An 18,008-nucleotide genomic window follows, 5' to 3' on the forward strand; every position below is an offset into this window, starting at 1 on the left:
TACGCTGGGCGCATGGACAACGTCGACGCCCGTACCGTTCCCGCCGACCCCCGATCCCGGGAGCGGCTGAGCCGCAGCGGTCTCGACTATCGCGTCGTGGACATGGCGGATGACGCCGCAGGGCGAGCGTTCGCGCGCGCCGACGCGCGGGGCTTCCTGGATCCGGATCCGCGCGACGAGACCGTCGCGGCGATGACCGCGATGATGCGCGAGCGGCGCAACATCGGCGTCTTCGAGACCGCCGCGGACGCCGACGCCCTGCCGGTCGCCACCGTCGACTCGTGGGTGACCCCGATGACCGTCCCCGGCGAGCCCGGCGCCTCCGTGCCGCTCTGGGCGATCAGCGCGGTCACGGTCGCCGGAACGCATCGCCGTCGCGGGATCGCTCGCCAGCTCCTCGAAGGAGAGCTGCGCTCCGCCGCCGCGGCCGGCGTGCCGATCGCGGGCCTCACGGCCACCGAGGCGACCATCTACGGGCGCTACGGATTCGGTCCCGCCGTCCCCGTCGCGCAGGTGCGTGTCGATGCCCGCCGTTCCGGAGACATCGTGCTCTCGGCCGCCGATGACATCCGCCTCGAGTACATCGAACCGGATGCGCTCGCGCACGCGCTCGCGGAGGTCCACGAGCGCACCCGCCTCACCCGCCCCGGCGACGTGCCGGGCTGGCCGCTGCGCTGGACGCGCATGGCGGGCCTCGTGCCGGGCGACGAGAAGGCCAGGGACGTGCGCGGGGTACGGGCCGTGGATCCCTCGGGCGAGACCAGGGGAGTGCTCGTCTACACCCTCGCCCAGCTGACCGAGGAGTTCGGCGCCGACCTCTCGATCCGCCACCTCGACGCCGAGACCCCGGCCGCGCTGCGCGCGCTCTGGGCGTTCGCGGTCAACCACGATCTCGTGCGGACGGTGACGGCCGACCTCCGGTCCGTGGACGATCCGCTGCCCTGGCTCGTGGCGAACCAGCGGGCCGTGCAGATGGTGGTGCACGACCACGGCTGGCTGCGCATCCTGGACGTGCCCGCCGCTCTCGGCGCCCGCCGGTACCGGGCCGCGCTCGACCTCGTCCTCGCCGTGACGGATCCGCTCGGGATCGCGGAGGGGACGTGGCGGGTGCGGATCGCCGACGACGGGAACGCGGTCGTCACCGCCGCGGACGGCCCGGCCGACGTCGAGCTCGACGTGTCGGCACTGAGCTCGCTGTATCTCGGCGGGGTGAGCGCGCCGACCCTGCGCGCGGCAGGGCGGATCGGCGCGTCCGCGGACGTCGCCCGACGGATCGAGGACGCCTTCGGATCCGCCGAGGCTCCCGTGCTGACGATCTGGTACTGAGGCCGCCCGACGACGAAAGAGGCGCCCCGGACGGATCCGGGGCGCCTCCTTCGTTCGAGGCGGGCTCAGAGGGTGAGCGCGCGGGAGAGCAGGTCGGCCTGCTCCGCCGCGTGGACCTTCGAGGATCCCGTGGACGGCGCGGCCGACGCCGGGCGCGTGATCGCGCGCAGCGGCCGGGACGCGTTCCCGGTCGGGAAGTTCAGCGCGAGGAACGGCCAGGCGCCCTGGTTCTCCGGCTCCTCCTGCACCCACACCAATTCCGCGTTCGGATACGACGCGGCGACCCGGGCCAGCTCGTGCAGAGGCGTCGGGTACAGCTGCTCGACGCGCACGAGCGCGACCTCCGGGTTCGGGTTCTTCTCGAGCTCCGAGACGAGATCCCAGTGCACCTTGCCGGAGTGGAACAGCACGCGCTTGACGGCGCCCCTGTCCAACTGCCTCGTGTCGTCGATCACCGGTTCGAAGCGTCCCTGGGTGAAGTCCTCGACCGGGCTCGTGGCTCCGCGCAGGCGCAGCATCGCCTTCGGCGTGAACACCACGAGAGGCTTGCGCGGCCGGGCGTAGGCCTGGCGGCGCAGCAGGTGGAAGTACGACGCGGGCGTCGACGGCCGCGCGACGGTCATGTTGTCCTGGGCGCAGAGCTGCAGGAACCGCTCCATGCGCGCCGAGGAGTGATCCGGCCCCTGGCCCTCGTAGCCGTGCGGCAGCAGCAGGACGACGCTCGACTGCTGGCCCCACTTCTGCTCGGCGGCGGAGATGTACTCGTCGATGACCGACTGCGCGCCGTTCACGAAGTCGCCGAACTGCGCCTCCCACAGCACGAGGGCCTCGGGGCGCTCCACGGAGTAGCCGTACTCGAAGCCGAGCGCGGCATACTCGCTGAGCAGCGAGTCGTAGACGAAGAAGCGGGCCTGGTTGTCGGAGAGGTTCGACAGCGGCAGCCACTCCTGGCCGTTCTCGCGATCGTGCAGCACCGCATGACGCTGAACGAACGTGCCGCGGCGCGAGTCCTGACCTGCGAGGCGCACCGGCGTGCCCTCGACGAGCAGCGAGCCGAACGCGAGCAGCTCGCCGAAGCCCCAGTCGATGCCGCCCTTGCGGCTCATGTCGACGCGCTTGTCCATCGCCTGCTGCAGCTTCGGGTGCACGGTGAAGCCAGAGGGCTTGTTCGCGTGCGCGTCGCCGATGAGCTGGATGACCTCGAGCGGCACCCCGGTGACCTCGGGGGAACCGGTCTGCTCGTCGACGGGATCCAGATCGGGGGCGATCGGGGTCGCACCGGTCTCGGCGGCGTGCGTCTCGGCGAAGGCGATCTCCAAGCGGTTCTGGAAGTCGGCCTTGGCCTGGTCGTACTCCTCCTGGGTGATGTCGCCGCGGCCGACGAGGGACTCGGTGTAGAGACTGCGCACCGAGCGCTTGGCCTGGATCAGGTCGGTCATGAGCGGCTGCGTCATCGACGGGTCGTCGCCCTCGTTGTGGCCGCGGCGGCGGTAGCAGACGAGGTCGATCACGATGTCGCGGTGGAAGCGCTCGCGGTACTCGAACGCGAGCTGGGCGACGTGGACGACGGCCTCGGGATCGTCGCCGTTCACATGCAGCACGGGCGCCTGGATCGTCTTGGCGACGTCGGTGGCGTAGACGGAGGTGCGCGAGTCGTTGGGCAGCGTCGTGAAGCCGACCTGGTTGTTGACCACGACGTGCACGGTGCCGCCGGTGCGGTAGCCCCGCAGCTGCGACATCTGCAGCGTCTCGACCACGACGCCCTGGCCGGCGAAGGCGGCGTCGCCGTGCACGAGGATCGGCAGCCAGGTGAACGTGCCGATCGGCTTGCGGTCCTGCTTGGCCCGCGCGATGCCCTCGAGCACCCCGTCCACGGTCTCCAGGTGGGAGGGATTCGCGGCGAGCAGGATCGGCAGCTCGGTGCCGTCGTCCGAGACGAACGTGCCCTCCTTGCCGAGGTGGTACTTCACGTCGCCGGATCCGCGCTGGTTGCCCGGCTGCATGGATCCCTCGAACTCGCGGAAGACCTGACCGTACGTCTTGCCGGCGATGTTGGCGAGCACGTTCAGGCGGCCGCGGTGGGCCATGCCGATCGCGGCGCCGTCCAGGCCCGCTCCGGCCGCGCCCTGGAGGATCTCGTCCAGCAGGGGGACCAGAGACTCCGCGCCCTCGAGGGAGAAGCGCTTCTGCCCGACGTACTTGGTCTGCAGGAAGGTCTCGAAGGCCTCGGCCTCGTTGAGCTTACTGAGCACGCGCAGCTGCTCGTCGTGGCCGGGCTTGACGTACTTGACCTCGACCTTGTCCTGGAACCACTGCCGCTGCTCCGGGTCCTGGATGTGCATGTACTCGATGCCGATCGTGCGGCAGTACGAGTCGCGCAGGACGCCGAGGATGTCGCGCAGCTTGAGCTGGCGGTGCCCGCCGAAGCCGTTCGTGACGAACTCGCGGTCGAGGTCCCAGAAGGTCAGGCCGTGGGTCTCGATCTCGAGGTCGGGGTGCGTGCGCTGCACGTACTCGAGGGGATCGATGTCGGCCATGAGGTGACCGCGCACGCGGTAGGAGTTGATGAGCTCCTGCACGCGGGCCGTCTTGTCGATGCGCTCCGCGAGGTCGACCGCGATGTCCTTGTTCCAGCGGATCGGCGCGTAGGGGATCCGCAGGGCGCGGAAGATGTCCTCGTAGAAGCCGCGCTCGCCGATGAGCAGCTCGTGGACCTTCTTCAGGAACTCGCCGGAGCCCGCGCCCTGGATGACGCGGTGGTCATAGGTCGAGGTGAGGGTGATGGTCTTGCCGATGCCGAGGACGTCGATCGTCTTCTGGCTGGACCCCTGGAACTCGGCCGGGTACTCGAGCGCGCCGGCGCCGATGATGCAGCCCTGGCCCTTCATGAGTCGCGGCACGGAGTGCACGGTGCCGATGCCGCCCGGGTTGGTGAGCGAGACCGTCGTGCCCTGGAAGTCGGCGGCGGTGAGCTTATTGCCGCGGGCACGGGAGACGAGATCCTCGTAGGCCGAGAGGTACTCGCTGAACGTGAGGGTCTCCGCGCGCTTGATGCTGGGCACCAGCAGCGCCCGCGTGCCGTCGGGCTTGGGGATGTCGATCGCGATGCCGAGGTTGACGTGCGCGGGGGCCACCACACTCGGCTTGCCGTCGACGACCGCGTAGGACACGTTCTGGCTGGGGAACTCCTTGAGCGCCCGGATCAGCGCCCAGCCGATCAGGTGCGTGAAGGAGACCTTGCCGCCGCGGGTGCGGGACATGTGGTTGTTGATGACGATGCGGTTGTCGATCATCAGCTTGGCGGGGACGGTGCGCACGCTCGTGGCGGTGGGGACGGTGAGGGACTCGTCCATGTTCGCCGCGAGGGTCTTCGGCATGCCGCGCAGCGGGGTGACGACGTCCTCGTGCTGTTCGGCCCCTGGTTGGGCGACGTCGCGGTCCTGGGCCTGCGCGGGCGTGGGCGCGGGGCGTGCGGGCTTCGTGGTGGTGCGGGCGACGGGCTGTTGTCCGATCACGGGGATCGGGGCGGTGACGGGGTGCGGCTCCGCGGGTGCGGAGGCCTGCGCGGCGGTGCCTGGCTCGGAGGGATGGTAGTTCTCGAGGACCGGCCACCACTCCTTGTCGACGGAGTTCTTGTCGACCTTGAACTGTTCGTACAGCTCGTCGACGAGCCAGGAATTGGCCCCGAACTCTCCATCTCCCGAAGTCCCGACGCCGGTCACCTGGCTCGACACGCTCGATCGCCCTCTTTCATCGCTGAACGGTGCGGTGGTTTTCCGCCCCGGGTGTCTCCCGGTTGTGGCCACGCTCCGGGTGACAAGCCTAACGTGTTCCCGCCCGGCAGCGGGCCGAGCGCGGGCGCGTCCGGCGGGTCGCCGCGGCCGTGTCCCCGCACCCGGGGACAGGGGGCGTCCGCCCGGCCGCGACGGGCGCGCGGGTACCCTGAGGGCATGGAGTTCTCCGGCGAGCGACCGATGGTGGATCTGACCTATTCCGATGTGTTCCTCGTGCCACGGCACTCCGCCGTGACGAGCCGGCTGCAGGTCGACCTGACGCCCCGCGACGGCACCCCGGCGACGATCCCGCTCGTGTCCTCCAACATGAACTCGGTGACGGGACCCCGCCTCGCCGCGACGCTCGCACGCCGGGGCGGCATCGGCGTGCTGCCGCAGGACATGCCGTTGCAGCAGCTGGACGAAGCGATCCGGTGGGTCAAACGCCAGCCCGTGTTCTGGGACACGCCCCAGGTGCTCTCTCCTCTCGCGACCGTGGAGGACGCGCTGCGCCTGATGCCGCCGACGCCAGGGCACGGCATCGTGGTCGCCGACGAGCCCGGCGAGGTCGAGGCGTCCCTGATCCACGGCGTCCTGCCCGCCCCCCGGCTGGCGACGGCCCTGCGCGACGCGCAGCTCGGCGACCTCGTCCGTGCCGATTCTCCCTCCCTCGACGCCGAGGACGTCGCGGATCCGCGCGCGGCCTTCGACGCGATCACGGCGGCCGAGGCCGAGATGGTGTGCGTGCTGCGCCACGGCCATCTCGTCGGCACCCAGACCGCGCGCGGAGCGCTGCGCTCGACGCTCTACCGCCCGGCGGTCGACGCCTCGGGGCGGCTGGCGGTCGCTGCGGCGGTCGGGATCAACGGAGACGTCGCGGCGAAGGCGAAGGCGCTCGCCGCCGCGGGGGTGGACGTGCTCGTGGTCGACACCGCGCACGGCCACCAGGACGGCATGCTCGAGGCGCTGCGCACGGTCGCCGCGCTGCGCCTGGGGATCCCCCTGGTGGCGGGGAACATCGTCACCGCGGACGGCGTGCGCGACCTCGTCGAGGCGGGAGCGTCGATCCTCAAGGTCGGCGTGGGACCAGGCGCGATGTGCACGACGCGGATGATGACCGCGGTCGGTCGTCCGCAGTTCTCCGCCGTCCTGGAGACGGCGGAGGCCGCCAGGGCGCTCGGCGCCCACGTCTGGGCCGACGGCGGGGTCCGCTATCCGCGCGACGTGGCGCTCGCGCTCGCCGCGGGGGCCGCATCCGTCATGATCGGATCCTGGTTCGCCGGGACGATCGAGGCACCGGGGGAGCTGCAGGCCGACGCCGAGGGGCGCATCTACAAGGAGTCCTGGGGGATGGCCTCGACCAAGGCCGTGCAGGCGCGGTTCGGTCGTCTGGACGCGTACGAGCGGGCGCGCAAGGAGCTCTTCGCCGAGGGGATCTCGTCGTCGAGGATCTATCTGGATCCGCTCCGCCCCGGCGTCGAGGACCTCGTCGACATGATCACCGCGGGGGTGCGCTCGTCGTTCACGTACGCCGGCGCTGCGACCGTCGCGGAGTTCCACGACCGGGCCCTCGTGGGCCTGCAATCGGCCGCGGGCTACGAGGAGGGCAAGGCTCTGCCGGTCAGCTGGTGAACGCCCCGACGATCAGGCGTTCGTTCAGCTTCGCGCCCGCCGCGGGACAGTAGACTCGTGCGCACCATGGACGACCCTCCCTCGTGTAGTACCTCGCCCCACTGCTCCTCCTTCGCCTCGGCGGGGGTGACACCGTGATGGATTACATCTGGTTGGGCGTGGGGCTCCTGCTCATCGTGGGGACGGGACTGTTCGTCGCCAGCGAGTTCGCTCTCGTGAACCTCGATCGCGCCGATCTGGAGGCGCGACGGGATCGCGGAGAGACCAGGCTCGGCATGACGATCGCCGCGCTCAAGATCACCTCGACGCACCTGTCGTCGGCGCAGCTGGGCATCACGCTGACGACGCTCCTCACCGGCTTCACGATGGAGCCGGCGCTGTCGAACCTGCTCCGTCCCGTGCTGACCGGCTGGGGTCTGCCCGAGCCGGCGGTCGTGACGATCGCGGTCATCGTCTCGATGTTCATCGCCACGATGCTCTCGATGATCCTCGGCGAGCTCGTGCCCAAGAACTTCGCGATGGCGCTTCCGATCGCGACGGCGAAGGTCGTCGTCCCGTTCCAGACCGGCTTCACGCTCGTGTTCCGGCCGGTGGTCGCCCTGCTCAACGGCAGCGCCAATGCGGTGCTGCGCGCGATGGGCATCGAGCCGAAGGAGGAGCTCAGCGGCGCCCGCTCGGCCGAGGAGCTGAGCTCCCTCGTGCGCCGCTCCGCGAGCGCCGGCCTGCTGGAGGAGGACACGGCGACGCTGCTCGACCGCAGCCTGGGCTTTGCCCGTCTCACCGCCGGCGACGTCATGACGCCGCGTCCGAGCATGCACGCGATCTCCGCCGACGATTCCGCCGACGACGTGATCTCCCTCGCGCGCCGGACCGGCCACAGCCGGTTCCCGGTGTACGGCGAGGACTTCGACGACATCACCGGCGTCGTGCACCTCAAGGCCGCCGTGTCCGTGCCGCGGGAGCGACGCACCGAGGTGCCCGCGGGGGCGCTCGCCTCGGAGCCGCTGCGGGTGCCGGAGACCGTGCACCTGGACGCGCTCGTCGCGGAACTGCGCAGTGGCGGGTACCAACTGGCGATCGTCGTTGACGAGTACGGCGGGACCGCCGGCATCGTGACGCTGGAGGATCTCGTCGAGGAGATCGTCGGAGAGGTCTCCGACGAGCACGACCGTAGCCGTGCGGGCATCGTCCGCAGCCGCGGCACGATCCTGTTCCCCGCGGAGCTGCGCCCGGACGAGTTGCGCGCGAGCGCGGGCATCGAGGTGCCGGAGGGCGACGTGTACGACACCGTCGGCGGCTACATCATGAGTGTGCTGGAGCGTCTGCCCGTGGTCGGCGACGAGGTGCCCGTGCCCGACGGCTTACTGCAGGTCGTGCGCATGCAGGGTCGCAGAGCGGATCGGATCCGCTTCACCCCGAATCCCGTGACCGGCGAGGGGGCGATCCGATGAGCGACTGGGCGGGACTCGCATGGCTCGTGGTGCTGCTCGGCGCGAACGCCTTCTTCGTCGCCGCCGAGTTCGCGGTGATCTCCGCACGGCGCTCCCAGATCGAGCCGCTCGTGGAGCGGGGATCGCGCGCCGCGAAGACGGCGCTGCATGCGATGGAGCACGCCACGCTCATGCTGGCGACCTCGCAGCTCGGCATCACGGTGTGCTCGCTGCTGATCCTGAACGTGTCGGAACCGGCGATGCACCATCTGCTGGCCGTGCCGCTGCACGCGATCGGTCTCGCCGACGCGGCCGTGGACGCGATCGCGTTCATCATCACGCTCGTGCTGGTGTCGTTCCTGCACGTGATCTTCGGCGAGATGGTGCCGAAGAACCTGGCGTTCTCCGTGCCGGACCGCAGCGTGCTCATCCTCGCCACGCCGCTCGTCTGGGTGTCGAAGATCTTCTACCCGATCATCCGCGGGCTGAACGCGACCGCGAACGGCGTGGTGCGGCTGTTCGGGGTCGAGCCCAAGGACGAGGCGGCGTCCACGTTCACGCTCGACGAGGTGGCGACGATCGTCGACCAGTCGCGGCGCGAGGGCGTGCTGACCGATGCCGCGGGCACGGTCACCGCGGTCGTCGAGTTCACCGACAAGGATGCGCGGGACGTGGCCGTGCCTCTCGACGGACTCGTCACCCTGCCATGGGGAGCGACCCCGGACGACGTCGAGCGCGCGGTCGCCAAGTACGGCTTCTCCCGCTACGTGATGGTCGACGAGGCGGGCGCCCCGATCGGCTACGTGCACCTGAAGGACGTGATCCGCTCCTCCGAGGGTCCGGATGCGGCGGTCCGTGCCGCGGAGCCCATCCCGCCCAAGCGGATCCACCAGATGGTCCCGATGCAGGAGGACACCGACCTCGAGGACGCGCTCGCGATCATGCGTCGCGCGGGGCGCCACCTCGCACAGGTGCGCGACGCGGACGGAGCAGTCACCGGGGTGCTGTTCCTGGAGGACATCATCGAGGAGCTCGTCGGCGAGGTGCGCGACATCACCCGTCGCGGCTACCAGCGGTAGCCGAGGTCGATGCGCGCGCCGTGCCGCGGCCGGCGCGCGCATCCGCTGCACTCGGTGCTCGGTGCTCGGCGCTGGCGCTCGTCCTCAGCGCCAGCGGGCGCGGGCGTACTGCTCGGGCCAGGGGACGTCGTCGCCGAGCTCGTGCGCGGCGCGCAGACCGAAGTGCGGGTCGCGCAGCCACTCGCGCCCGGCGAAGATCGCGTCGGCGTCGCCGGAGGCGAGCACGCTCTCGGCCTGCGCGCCGCTCGTGAGCAGCCCGACCGCGGACGAGCGGATCCGTCCGCCCTGGCGCACGGCCGCCGCGAGCGGCACCTGATAACCGGGGTGCACGTCGATCCGCTGATGCGCCACGAGGCCGCCGCTGGAAACGTCGATGAGGTCGGCACCGCGGGCGACCGCCCAGTCCGCGACCGTCGCGGCCTCCTCCGGCGTGAAGCCGCCGGGTGCGTGATCGGTCGCGGAGATCCGCACGAACACGGGGACCTCGGGTCCGGCCTCGCCACGCACCGCGTCGAGCACCTCCAGGAGCAGGCGCGCGCGATTCTCCAGGGAGCCGCCGTAGCTGTCGTCGCGCTGGTTGCTCAGCGGGGAGAGGAACTCGTGGAGCAGGTAGCCGTGCGCGCCGTGGATCTCGAGCACGTCGAAGCCCGCCTCGAGGGCGCGCCGCGCGGCGGCGGCGAATCCCGCGATCACCCGGACGAGACCGGCCGCGTCGAGCTCCTCCGGAGCCGCGAAACCCTCGTAGGCGATCGGGGAAGGGGCCACCGTCGTCCACCCGCCCTCGGCAGCGGGGACGGATCCGCTCTCCCCGGCCCACGGCCACCAGGTCGACGCCTTGCGCCCCGCGTGCGCGAGCTGTATGCCGATCAGGCCGCCGCGCTCGTGCACGCTGCGGACGATCGTCGCCCACGCGTCGCGCTGCGCGTCGGTCCACAGCCCGGTGTCGCGCGGGCTGATCCTGCCCTCCGGGACCACCGCGGTGGCCTCGGCGACGATCAGACCGGCCCCGCCAGAGGCGAACTGCGCGAGGTGGACGTGGTGCCAGTCCTGGGGAACGCCGTCGACCGCGCTGTACATGCACATGGGCGACACCCAGAGGCGGTTCGGGAGATCGAGCGAGCGGATGGTCACGGGGGAGAACAGAAGACTCACACCTCGACGCTACCCGGGGTCGACGGAGGTCGGGGCGGCCGGACCGTTATCCGTCTCGGGAAGCCGTGGCGCCGTCGGACGCGCACAGACGCGGCCAGTACCGTGGGAGCATGCCCTTCATCGCCGGCTCCGTCCGCATGCTCACCGACGACGACGTGCGCAGCGTGCTGCGGATCCCCGAGGCCGCGTCCGACAAGAGGTCCAGGGGAGTGGTGGGGCTGCGCACCGGGTCCGAGGCCTTCCCCGGTGCGGCCGTGCTGGGCGTCGAGGGCGCATGGCGGGCGGGGGCCGGCTACGTCTGCTACGTCGGCGGGCGTCGCGCCGCTGACCTCGTCCTCGCGCGTCGACCGGAGACCGTGGCGGTCGCACCAGGGGAGCGCGCACCGCGCATCGACGCCTGGGTGATCGGATCCGGGGTGTCCGCGCAGACGCGCTCGGCCGCCGAGACCGCGGCGCTGCGGCCACTTCTCGCCGGCGCGGCGCCCGTGGTGGTCGATGCGGGAGCGCTCGATCTGCTGCCGGGGGCGGCGGCGCCGGTGGTCGCGACCCCCCACGAACGCGAGTTCGAGAGGCTCAGGGCAGAGGTGGAGCTGCCGCCGCTCCCGTCCCTGGCGCGGGGCGACGTCGCGACGCGCGCCGCCGCGGTCCAGGAGACCGCGAGCGCGCTCGGCGGCACGGTGCTGCTCAAGGGCGCCGTCACGCTCGTCGCGGATCCGGACGCCGAGAAGGTGTACGCGGTCGATGCGGGCACGCCGTGGCTCGCGACCGCAGGGACGGGCGACGTCCTCGCCGGCGTGATCGGCGCGCTCGTCGCGGCCGATCGCGCGGCGGGCGGGACGGCCGGACTCGGCCTCCTCGCCGCGGTCGGCGCCTGGCTGCACGGCACGGCCGGGAGGATCGCCGCCGACGCGCTCGTCGACCTGCCCGGCCGCCCCGTCGTCGCGCTCGACGTCGCGGAGGCCCTGCCCGCCGCGTTCGCATTCGCCGTCCACGGACACGCGGATCGTGATCCCGCCCCCGCGGGATCCCGCGACGCGGAGGACCGCGCGTGAGCGCCGCGGCGGAACGCCCCGCCCGCACCGCGCCGCCACGACCCGCCGAACCGCGCCGGTCCGCGGCCGTCCGCGCAGGGATCCCGCTGCTCGGCCTCTGGGCCCTGTTCCTGCTGGCGCACGTGTATGCGTGCACGATCGGCTGGGTCATGCCGGCGCTCCCCATGGGCGACACCGTGTTCGTGTACGAGCCGTGGGCGCGGCAGGCCCTGAGTGGCGGGCCGATCATGGGCGTCACGGAGAGCTGGGTCTACCCCCAGGTCGCGCTGCTGCCGATGCTCGTCGCGCAGGGGCTCTCGCAGCTCATCCATCCCCTGTTCCCGGGCACGTATGCGGTCGGCTCGGCGAGCTACGTCGTCGCGTGGTCGGTGCTGGTGACCGTGCTCGACGCGATCGGGTTCGCCTTCCTGCTGCGCGGCGTCCGCGCCCGTCGCAGCCGGGTCCGCCGGCAGGCCGCCCTCGTCTGGATCGTCGCGCTCGTCGCCCTCGGACCCATCGCGCTGTTCCGCATCGACGCCGTCACCGTGCCGTTGGCCGTCGTCGCCGGACTCTGGCTGCTGTCCCGTCCCGCGGTCGCCTCCGCGCTGTTCACGATCGGGGCGTGGATCAAGATCTGGCCGGGCGCCCTGCTCGTCACCGCGGTCGTGCTGCTGCGCCGGAGGATCCGGATGATCCTCGCGGCGGCGATCGTCACGATCGTGGTGGTGCTGACCCTCGTCGCGCTCGGCGGTGCGGCCAACCTCGCCGGTTTCCTCAGCCAGATGTCGGGCAGGGGACTGCAGATTGAGGCCGTGGGCGCCACGCCGCTGCTCTGGCTGACCCAGGTCGGGGTGACGCGCATCGCGTACAGCCACGAGATCCTCACCTTCCAGCTCTCCGGTCCCGGCGTCGACCTCGTGGCCGCCGCGCTGACCCCGCTCATGGTGGTCGGGGTCGTCGTCGTCGCGGGCGTCGCCCTGTGGAAGCTCCGCGCCGGCGCTCCGGCCCGGCGCCTGCTCCCCGCGACCATGCTCGCGATGGTCGCGCTGCTCATCGCGTGCAACAAGGTCGGATCGCCGCAGTTCCAGGTGTGGATGCTCGCCCCTGTGCTGCTGTGGTGGCTCTTCGACCGCCCTCGCGCCCTCGTGCCCACCGTCGTGTTGCTCGTCGACTATGCGGTCACCCAGCTGGTCTACCCGGTCGTCTACGACGGTCTGCTGGCCGCGCAGCCGGGTCCCATCGCGCTGCTGAGCATCCGCAACATCCTGGTCGTGGTGCTGTGCGTGCTCGCGATCCGTGCGATGGTGAAGACACCCGTCCCTCGCACACCGAAGAGGATCTGATGCTCGTCGCCTTCTCCGTCGCCCCGTCCGGTTCCGCCCCCGATCGCGCGGAGAACCCCGACGCCTCCGTGCACGACGCGGTGGCCGCGGCTGTCGCCGTGGTCCGCGCCTCCGGGCTCGCGCACCGGACGACCAGCATGTTCACCGAGATCGAGGGCCCCGACTGGGACACGGTCATGGACGTCGTGAAGCGGGCGGCCGAGGCGGTGATGCCGTTCGGATCGCGGGTGTCCCTCGTGCTCAAGGCGGACATCCGTCCGGGCCGCGCGGGGGAGATCGACGGCAAGGTCGAGCGCCTGGAACGCGCGATCGCCGAGTCGGTCGCGAAGGGCGACGCGGCCGGTTGACTACTGGGGCGGCGGCATCGGAGTCGGTGTGTACAGGTCCCGCGGACAGCGGCCGCGCCTCGCGCGCCCGCTAAGCTGGAGCGATGAAACCCTCGAGCCTCTCGAGGGGTGCGGCGATGCGGGCGCTCCTCTCCCTCGCCATCGGCAGCTTCGGTATCGGCATGACCGAGTTCGTCGCGATGGGCCTGCTCCCGAACATCGCGCAGGACCTGTTGCCGGAGCTCTGGGCGCAGAATCCGGACGAGGCCATCGGCCGGGCCGGGATCCTCGTGTCCCTCTACGCCCTCGGCGTCGTCGTGGGCGCACCGACGATCGCAGGACTCGTGGCGCGGTTCCCCCGGCATCGGGTAATGATCGGGCTGGCCATCGCGCTCACGCTCGGCAACGGACTCGCCGTCTTCCTGCCGACGTTCGAGACGGTCGGACTCGCTCGCTTCGTCGCCGGGCTCCCGCACGGAGCGTACTTCGGGATCGGCGCGCTCGTCGCCGCCGACGTGCTCGGACCGGGCAAGCGCGCCAAGGGCGTGGCCTTCATCCTCACCGGGCTCACGATCGCGAACGTGGTGGGCGTGCCCGCGGGCACGTTCCTCGGCCAGCACGTCGGCTGGCGCAGCGCCTTCCTGGTCGTCACGATCGTGTTCGCGTTGGCGACGATCTGCATCACCTTCTTCGTCCCCGAGCACCCCGGCGACCCCGGGCGCACCTTCCGTGCGGAACTGCGCGTGTTCCGTCGCCCTCAGGTGTGGTTCGCGCTCGCCACCGGCGCAATCGGTTTCGGGGGATTCTTCGCGGTCTACAGCTACATCGCCCCCGTCGTCACGGAGCGCGCGGGCGCCCCGCAGTGGATGGTGCCGATCACCCTCGTGGTCTTCGGTCTGGGCATGACCGTGGGCAACCTGCTGGGAGGGTATTTCGGCGACCGCAACCTCCGGCTGACGCTCCTCGTCAGCCTCGGCGCGATGGCCGTGGTGCTCGTGCTGCTCGCGATCCTGTCGTTCTCGATCTGGCTGCTCGTGCCCCTCGCGTTCGTGATGGCGCTGCTGTCGTCGATCCTGAGTCCGGCGATCCAGACCCGTCTCATGGAGGTCGCGGGCGACAATCAGTCGATCGCCGCCGCCCTCAACCACTCGGCGCTCAACATCGGCAACAGCCTCGGAGCCTTCCTCGGCGGGGTCGTGATCGCCGCCGGCTGGGGCTTCGCCGCACCCTCGTGGGTGGGGGCGGGACTCGCCGCCGTGGGACTCGGGATCGCCCTCGCCTCCTACGCCGTGCAGCGCCGATTCCACACCGAGACCGGGTCCGTACGGGTGCTCGAACAGGCGTGACGCCCGTCGCCGCCCTAGCATGGACGGATGAGCTCCGAGCCCGTCGCCGACGACGCGGATCTTCCCGTCGCCGGGACCGTCGTGATCCTCCGGGACCGCCCCTACGCCCCTGAGGTGCTGCTGCTGCGGCGACCGGACCGGGGATCCTTCCCTGGCGCGTGGGTGTTCCCGGGCGGCATGGTGGATCCGTCCGACCGCCGGGACGAGGCGGGGGAGCAGGAGGACGCCTGCCGCGCGGCGGTCCGCGAGACCGCGGAGGAGGTCGGGCTGAACCTGGACCGGCTCGTGCCGTTGTCGTGCTGGATGCCTCCCGTCGGCATCCCGAAGCGGGTCCGCACCTGGTTCTTCCTCGCGACCGACCCCGGCGATCCGCTGGCTCCGGCGCCGGACGAGGTGGTCGAGGCGCGATGGACGACCCCGGCGGACGCGCTCGCCGCCCACGATGCGGGGGAGATCGTGCTGGTACCTCCGACCTGGCGTACTCTGCACGCGCTCGGGGACGTGCGCGATTCCGAGGCGGCCCTGGCCCGGGTGCGCGGCTCGGAACCGGAGCTGTTCCGCACCCGCGTCGCGCGCACCGACGAGGGGACGCTGTTCTTCTGGGACGGAGACGAACTCGCCGGTGCCTCCGCCGGGTCCCGCGATCGCCTCTGGGCCGCATCGACCCCGTGGCGGTACGAGCGGAGCTGACGGGGTCGTCGCGGGTCAGGCGTCGAGGAGCCTGCGCAGGTGTCGACCGACCTCGTCGGTCTCGATGAGGAAGCCGTCGTGGCCGAAGTCGCTCGCGAGGACGACCGCCTCGTTGCCGTCCAGCGTGCGGGGGATGCCGCGCGCGATCCGGTGCTGCCCGTCGACGGGGAAGAGGCGGTCCGAGTCGATGCCCAGCACGAGCGTCGTCGCGGTGACGCGGCGGAGCGCATCCTCGACACCGCCGCGGTCGCGGCCGATGTCGTGCGAGTTCATCGCCTCGACGAGCGTGAGGTAGCTGTTCGCGTCGAAGCGGCGGGTGAACTTGTTGCCGTGGAAATCCAGGTAGCTCTCCACCGCGAAGCGCCCGCCGTGCCCGAGCGGTGACACATCGGACTGCCAGGAGCGCTGGAACCGCTGGTTCAGCTCGATGGGGCTGCGGTAGTTCAGCAGCGCCATGCGTCGGGCGAGGGCGAGCCCGCGGTGCGGTCCCTCCCCGATCGCGGCGTCGTAGTACTCGCCTCCGACGAACCGCGGATCCATCCGCACGGTCTCCAACTGCACGAAGTTGAGGGCGAGCTGATCCGCGGTGGTGACCGGGGGAGAGGACAGGACCGCCAGTCGCTCGACCCGCTCCGAGTGACCGACCGCCCATTCCAACGCGTGCATGCCGCCCATGGATCCGCCGATCACGGCGGCCCAGCGGTCGATCCCGAGCGCGTTCGCGAGCAGGACCTGGGCCGACACCTGGTCGCGGATCGTCAGGTACGGGAAACGCGATGCCCACTCGTAGCCGTCCGGGGCGATGCTCGCCGGTCCCGTGGATCCCTGGCAGCCGCCGAGGATGTTCGGCGCGATCACGAACCATTCGTCGGTGTCGATCGGGCGTCCGGATCCGACGATCTCGTCCCACCAGCCGCTCGTCGCGTGACCCGCTCCGGCGGGGCCGACCACGTGGCTGTCTCCGGTGAGCGCGTGCAGGACGAGGACCGCGTTGTCGCGTGCCTCGTTCAGCGTCCCCCAGCTCTCGTATGCGAGCCGGATGAGCGGGAGTTCCGATCCGCCCTCCGTGCGGAACGGCCCGAAGGCCTCGAACCGGCGGTCGCCCGCCGGATCCCCGTCCCGCCAGGCGCCGGTCGCCGGCGGCCGCGCGCGGACGAGGCGGGCGTCCGCCTCCGTGACGCGCGCCGAAGGCACCGTGTCCTCGGAGGTCGTCTGCCAGTCCATGCTCCCCATTCTTCCCGGTGAGGTCCCGGCAGGACGGAAGGTTACGGATCCGGTCGTCTCGTCCCCGCTTTCTGTGGGTTCTGCGGGCTCGTTCCGTGCTGCCTCTCACCCTGTTTCCCTCCCTCCGTCGTGCCCTTACCTCTGATTCCCTCCCTCCGTCACCTTTCCCTCCGCTGAGCGGCGCGAATCACGGGAGGGAAAGACGGGCAGAGGAGGGAAACACGAGTCGAAGGGAGGGTCCCACCGAAGCAGGTGGAGGCCCCGCGCAGAGCGGGGGGAGCGGAGCGGGAGCGCGGGAGAAGAGGGAATCGGAGCAGGGCGGGGGTACACGAGAAGGAGGGAAGCGAAGCACGGAGGCGGCGCAGGGGAAGGAGGGAATCGGAGGAGTCCGGTCGAGTCAGCCGGGCGGGCGCACGCCGAAGCGGGCGAGGCGTCGGCCCAGGATCTCGGCGGTGCGGATGTGCGTGCTGTCCCAGCGGGCGAACCGCCAGCCGGTCACCCCGCGCACGTCGTCTTCACGGCGCTTCTCCGCGAGCACGACCTCCTCCGCCGTACGCTCGCCCCGAAGATCGTCGTCGAGATACTTGGCCTGCCCGTCGAACTCTCCGAAAACCTTCGCGCGCGGAAAGCCGAAATCGAGCCGATATCGGTCGCCGTCCGCCCCGGTGACGGGAACCTGGAGGAGCACGTCGCGAAATCCGAGGCGCTGCAACTGCAATCGGCTGATGCTTTCGCCGGGCAGCTGGGCGCGGCCGTCGGCGAACGCGAGCAGCAGGCGAGCGTCGCGGATGCCCCATGCCCGGCTCGTCGCGGCGCGGTCGGCCAAGCGGGCGTGCCAGAGCGCGGCGCGATCCGCGTGGAACTCGTTCCCGTCCACGGCCTCGCGGCGTTGCGCGGCGTCCGCGGCGCACAACGCCGTTTCGGGCGCGGCCGTGCAGGCCAGATCCAGGATCGTGCGGTCCAGCGAGGTGCAGAAAAGGCCGTCGACCTCGACCACATCGTCGTCCCCGAGACGTACCTCGTGCTGTCGGACGCCGGTCCGCATTCGGCCGTGATGCGCGCCGAGGATCACGGTGTGCACGCTCGCCGGATGGAGACGGTAGAGCGGCAGGCCGTGCAGCACGGCGGCGGACGGTCCGCAGAACACCGTGACGTCATCGCCCAGGTTCTGGGACGCGGCGACCGTCTGGACGAGGTGTCGGCCTTCGCTCCACAGCGCCTCGTAGGCGTCCGCATCGACGTAGCAGTCGCGGCGCAGTCGCCGCAGCTCGCCCGCCACGAGGGCCGTCCCGATCGCGCGCTCGCTCATCCCGGCCGCCCGCAGCTGCGCGCGGCGCCGAACGAGCGCACGGGCGTCGGAGATGCCGAAAGAGGTCGTCATGATGGGATCGTCGCGCACCGTGCCGATCGCGGGAGCGTGATTCACGAGACCGGTGGACTTCGGGCCCGAACGCGGTCGCGTGCGGAGTGATCCTCTCCCGGACCTCCTCGTCGCCCCCCAACGGTCCAGCCCCGTCCTCAGCCGGTGTTTCCCTCCGCACAGCGTCTTTCCCTCCCCTCAGTTACGCGAATCAGGGGAGGGAAAGACGACCAGGGGAGGGAAACGCGGAGAAAGCACGGACGCGTGCGCGAAACGCGGGCGTTCGCCAGACACGC

General features: G+C 71.4%; 13 protein-coding genes. 9 read left to right on the forward strand and 4 right to left on the reverse strand.

Annotated elements, in window-relative coordinates:
* Positions 1–12 precede the first annotated feature (12 nt).
* On the forward strand, positions 13–1,326 hold the full coding sequence (locus Q0P88_RS06425; RefSeq protein WP_295012281.1) for a GNAT family N-acetyltransferase: 1,314 nt from the start codon (positions 13–15) through the stop codon (positions 1,324–1,326).
* Positions 1,327–1,391: 65 nt separating this feature from the next.
* On the opposite strand, the gene Q0P88_RS06430 is transcribed toward Q0P88_RS06425, so the two are convergent.
* Positions 1,392–5,060, reverse strand: a complete 3,669-nt coding sequence (locus Q0P88_RS06430) for a multifunctional oxoglutarate decarboxylase/oxoglutarate dehydrogenase thiamine pyrophosphate-binding subunit/dihydrolipoyllysine-residue succinyltransferase subunit (protein WP_295012283.1) — start codon at positions 5,058–5,060, stop codon at positions 1,392–1,394.
* A gap of 216 nt (positions 5,061–5,276) precedes the next feature.
* Between Q0P88_RS06430 and Q0P88_RS06435 the strand changes: the two genes are divergently transcribed.
* The 3 genes from Q0P88_RS06435 (at position 5,277) to Q0P88_RS06445 (ending at position 9,240) form a co-directional block, all read left to right on the forward strand.
* Positions 5,277–6,731 (forward strand): GuaB1 family IMP dehydrogenase-related protein, encoded by a 1,455-nt coding sequence (locus Q0P88_RS06435; RefSeq protein ID WP_295012285.1) that lies wholly within the window; start codon positions 5,277–5,279, stop codon positions 6,729–6,731.
* 137 nt (positions 6,732–6,868) lie between these two features.
* A complete protein-coding gene (locus tag Q0P88_RS06440) occupies positions 6,869–8,182 on the forward strand; it encodes a hemolysin family protein (RefSeq protein ID WP_295012456.1) in 1,314 nt (437 codons plus the stop codon).
* Positions 8,179–9,240 carry a hemolysin family protein gene (locus Q0P88_RS06445; protein WP_295012287.1) on the forward strand — a complete coding sequence of 354 codons (1,062 nt, stop codon included), beginning with the start codon at positions 8,179–8,181 and terminating at the stop codon, positions 9,238–9,240. Before Q0P88_RS06440 ends, Q0P88_RS06445 begins: the two co-directional genes overlap by 4 nt.
* An 84-nt stretch (positions 9,241–9,324) precedes the next feature.
* On the opposite strand, the gene Q0P88_RS06450 is transcribed toward Q0P88_RS06445, so the two are convergent.
* Complete coding sequence (locus tag Q0P88_RS06450; protein ID WP_295012289.1) at positions 9,325–10,392, reverse strand: NADH:flavin oxidoreductase/NADH oxidase; 1,068 nt, start codon at positions 10,390–10,392, stop codon at positions 9,325–9,327.
* Positions 10,393–10,502: 110 nt separating this feature from the next.
* Between Q0P88_RS06450 and Q0P88_RS06455 the strand changes: the two genes are divergently transcribed.
* From Q0P88_RS06455 to Q0P88_RS06475, 5 genes are all read left to right on the forward strand, one after another.
* Positions 10,503–11,444, forward strand: coding sequence for an ADP/ATP-dependent (S)-NAD(P)H-hydrate dehydratase (locus tag Q0P88_RS06455; RefSeq protein WP_295012291.1), 942 nt, complete (start codon positions 10,503–10,505; stop codon positions 11,442–11,444).
* Positions 11,441–12,766: a glycosyltransferase 87 family protein gene (locus Q0P88_RS06460; protein WP_295012293.1), complete on the forward strand. Its 1,326-nt coding sequence runs from the start codon at positions 11,441–11,443 to the stop codon at positions 12,764–12,766. The genes Q0P88_RS06455 and Q0P88_RS06460 overlap by 4 nt, the downstream gene beginning before the upstream one ends.
* A complete protein-coding gene (locus Q0P88_RS06465; protein WP_295012295.1) occupies positions 12,766–13,113 on the forward strand; it encodes a thiamine-binding protein in 348 nt (115 codons plus the stop codon). Before Q0P88_RS06460 ends, Q0P88_RS06465 begins: the two co-directional genes overlap by 1 nt.
* 83 nt (positions 13,114–13,196) lie before the next feature.
* A complete protein-coding gene (locus Q0P88_RS06470; protein WP_295012297.1) occupies positions 13,197–14,438 on the forward strand; it encodes an MFS transporter in 1,242 nt (413 codons plus the stop codon).
* A 27-nt stretch (positions 14,439–14,465) separates the two neighbouring features.
* On the forward strand, positions 14,466–15,128 hold the full coding sequence (locus tag Q0P88_RS06475; protein ID WP_295012299.1) for an NUDIX domain-containing protein: 663 nt from the start codon (positions 14,466–14,468) through the stop codon (positions 15,126–15,128).
* A gap of 15 nt (positions 15,129–15,143) precedes the next feature.
* Here the strand turns inward: Q0P88_RS06475 and Q0P88_RS06480 are convergent, their stop codons facing one another.
* Both Q0P88_RS06480 and Q0P88_RS06485 read right to left on the reverse strand, forming a co-directional pair.
* A complete protein-coding gene (locus Q0P88_RS06480) occupies positions 15,144–16,352 on the reverse strand; it encodes a homoserine O-acetyltransferase (RefSeq protein ID WP_295012301.1) in 1,209 nt (402 codons plus the stop codon).
* Positions 16,353–16,749: 397 nt separating this feature from the next.
* Positions 16,750–17,733 (reverse strand): hypothetical protein, encoded by a 984-nt coding sequence (locus Q0P88_RS06485; RefSeq protein ID WP_295012302.1) that lies wholly within the window; start codon positions 17,731–17,733, stop codon positions 16,750–16,752.
* Between the last annotated feature and the right edge of the window lie 275 nt (positions 17,734–18,008).

The organism is uncultured Microbacterium sp., from assembly GCF_945952435.1.
Taxonomy (GTDB): Bacteria; Actinomycetota; Actinomycetes; order Actinomycetales; family Microbacteriaceae; genus Microbacterium.

Coding starts and splice junctions, on each gene's coding strand:
- Q0P88_RS06465 (WP_295012295.1), top strand. CDS start 12,766: ATGCTCGTCGCCTTCTCCGTCGCCCCGTCCGGTTCCGCCCCCGATCGC.
- Q0P88_RS06440 (WP_295012456.1), top strand. CDS start 6,869: ATGGATTACATCTGGTTGGGCGTGGGGCTCCTGCTCATCGTGGGGACG.
- Q0P88_RS06455 (WP_295012291.1), top strand. CDS start 10,503: ATGCCCTTCATCGCCGGCTCCGTCCGCATGCTCACCGACGACGACGTG.
- Q0P88_RS06475 (WP_295012299.1), top strand. CDS start 14,466: ATGAGCTCCGAGCCCGTCGCCGACGACGCGGATCTTCCCGTCGCCGGG.
- Q0P88_RS06480 (WP_295012301.1), bottom strand. CDS start 16,352: ATGGACTGGCAGACGACCTCCGAGGACACGGTGCCTTCGGCGCGCGTC.
- Q0P88_RS06485 (WP_295012302.1), bottom strand. CDS start 17,733: ATGACGACCTCTTTCGGCATCTCCGACGCCCGTGCGCTCGTTCGGCGC.
- Q0P88_RS06435 (WP_295012285.1), top strand. CDS start 5,277: ATGGAGTTCTCCGGCGAGCGACCGATGGTGGATCTGACCTATTCCGAT.
- Q0P88_RS06425 (WP_295012281.1), top strand. CDS start 13: ATGGACAACGTCGACGCCCGTACCGTTCCCGCCGACCCCCGATCCCGG.
- Q0P88_RS06470 (WP_295012297.1), top strand. CDS start 13,197: ATGAAACCCTCGAGCCTCTCGAGGGGTGCGGCGATGCGGGCGCTCCTC.
- Q0P88_RS06445 (WP_295012287.1), top strand. CDS start 8,179: ATGAGCGACTGGGCGGGACTCGCATGGCTCGTGGTGCTGCTCGGCGCG.